General features: G+C 69.8%; 1 protein-coding gene. It reads left to right on the top strand.

The features are described 5' to 3' along the window. Positions 1-124 precede the first annotated feature (124 nt). Positions 125-1,804 carry a DNA repair helicase XPB gene (locus tag ACFWH7_RS17095; protein WP_378218192.1) on the top strand — a complete coding sequence of 560 codons (1,680 nt, stop codon included), beginning with the start codon at positions 125-127 and terminating at the stop codon, positions 1,802-1,804. Positions 1,805-1,936 lie beyond the last annotated feature (132 nt).

Below are 1,936 nucleotides of genomic sequence, written 5' to 3' on the forward strand. Positions count from 1 at the left end.
ACCCACCCCCCTCTCGCACTCGGGGTGTGGGTCGATCTTCCCCGTGCCCCCCCCCCCCCCCACCCCCAGCCCCCCCCACGGTTCTCCCTCGCGAGACCACGGTTCTACCTCGGCAAGGAGACACATGACCGACGGACCACTCATCGTCCAGAGCGACAAGTCGCTGCTGCTCGAGGTCGACCACCCGCGCGCCGACGACGCGCGCCGCGCGATCGCGCCGTTCGCCGAGCTCGAGCGCGCCCCCGAGCACGTCCACACCTACCGGCTCACGCCGCTCGGCCTGTGGAACGCGCGCGCGGCGGGCCACGACGCGGAGCAGGTCGTCAACACGCTCATCGAGTACTCGCGGTACCCGGTGCCGCACGCGCTGCTCGTCGACGTCGCGGAGACGATGTCGCGCTACGGGCGGCTCACGCTCGCGCAGCACCCGACGCACGGCCTCGTGCTCGAGGCGACCGACCGCGCCGTGCTCGCCGAGGTGCTCAAGTCCAAGCGCACCGCCGGGCTGGTGGGCGACCGCATCGACGACCTCACGGTCGTCGTGCACCCGTCCGAGCGCGGCCACCTCAAGCAGGTGCTCGTGAAGCTCGGCTGGCCCGCCGAGGACCTCGCGGGGTACGTCGACGGCGAGAAGCACGCCATCGCGCTCAGCCCGACGACGCCCCCGCGCGTCGAGGGCGAGGCTCCGAAGCCGTGGGAGATGCGCCCGTACCAGGCGCAGGCCGTGGACGGGTTCTGGCACGGCGGGAGCGGCGTCGTCGTGCTGCCGTGCGGCGCGGGCAAGACGATCGTCGGGGCGGGCGCCATGGCGAGGTCCGGGACGACGACGCTCATCCTCGTGACGAACACGGTCAGCGCGCGCCAGTGGCGCGACGAGCTCGTGCGGCGCACGACGCTCACCGAGGACGAGATCGGCGAGTACTCGGGCGCGCGCAAGGAGATCAAGCCCGTCACGATCGCGACCTACCAGGTGCTGACGACCAAGCGGAAGGGCGTGTACACGCACCTCGAGCTGCTCGACGCGCGCGACTGGGGCCTCGTGGTCTACGACGAGGTCCACCTGCTGCCCGCGCCGATCTTCCGCATGACGGCGGACCTGCAGGCGCGGCGTCGTCTCGGGCTCACGGCGACGCTCGTGCGCGAGGACGGTCGCGAGGACGAGGTGTTCTCGCTCATCGGGCCCAAGCGCTACGACGCGCCGTGGAAGGACATCGAGGCGCAGGGGTACATCGCGCCCGCGGACTGCGTCGAGGTGCGCCTCACGCTGCCCGAGTCCGACCGGATGACGTACGCCGTCGCCGAGCCGGAGGACAAGTACCGCCTCGCCGCGACTGCCGCGGGCAAGAACCGCGTGGTGGAGCAGATCGTCGCGCAGCACCCGGACGACCAGGTGCTCGTGATCGGCCAGTACCTCGACCAGCTCGAGGAGCTGAGCAACCACCTCGACGCGCCGCTCATCACGGGCGCGACGACGGTGCGCGAGCGCCAGCGCCTGTTCGACGCGTTCCGCTCGGGGGAGATCTCCCGGCTCGTGGTGTCGAAGGTCGCGAACTTCTCCATCGACCTGCCCGAGGCGTCGGTCGCGATCCAGGTGTCGGGGTCGTTCGGGTCGCGCCAGGAGGAGGCGCAGCGCCTCGGCCGCGTCATGCGCCCGAAGTCCGACGGCCGCACCGCGCACTTCTACGCCGTCGTCGCGCGCGACACCGTCGACCAGGACTTCGCGGCCCACCGCCAGCGGTTCCTGGCGGAGCAGGGGTACGCCTACCGCATCGTCGACGCGGAGGACCTGGGCGTCGTGCAGTGACCGCTCCCCCGTTTGTGGCATTAAATTTGGCTCGCGGACCCGAAAGGGGCCAGAATTTTTATACACACAAACGAAACCACCACCAACTAACAACCCAACCCCCAAATAAAAAAAAAAAAAAAAAAATAAAAA

It is taken from the genome of Cellulosimicrobium cellulans (assembly GCF_042723955.1).
GTDB classification, from domain to species: domain Bacteria; phylum Actinomycetota; class Actinomycetes; order Actinomycetales; family Cellulomonadaceae; genus Cellulosimicrobium; species Cellulosimicrobium cellulans_H.

Excerpts from the sequence above, each read along its gene's own strand:
- ACFWH7_RS17095 (WP_378218192.1), top strand. The coding sequence starts at position 125 with ATGACCGACGGACCACTCATCGTCCAGAGCGACAAGTCGCTGCTGCTC.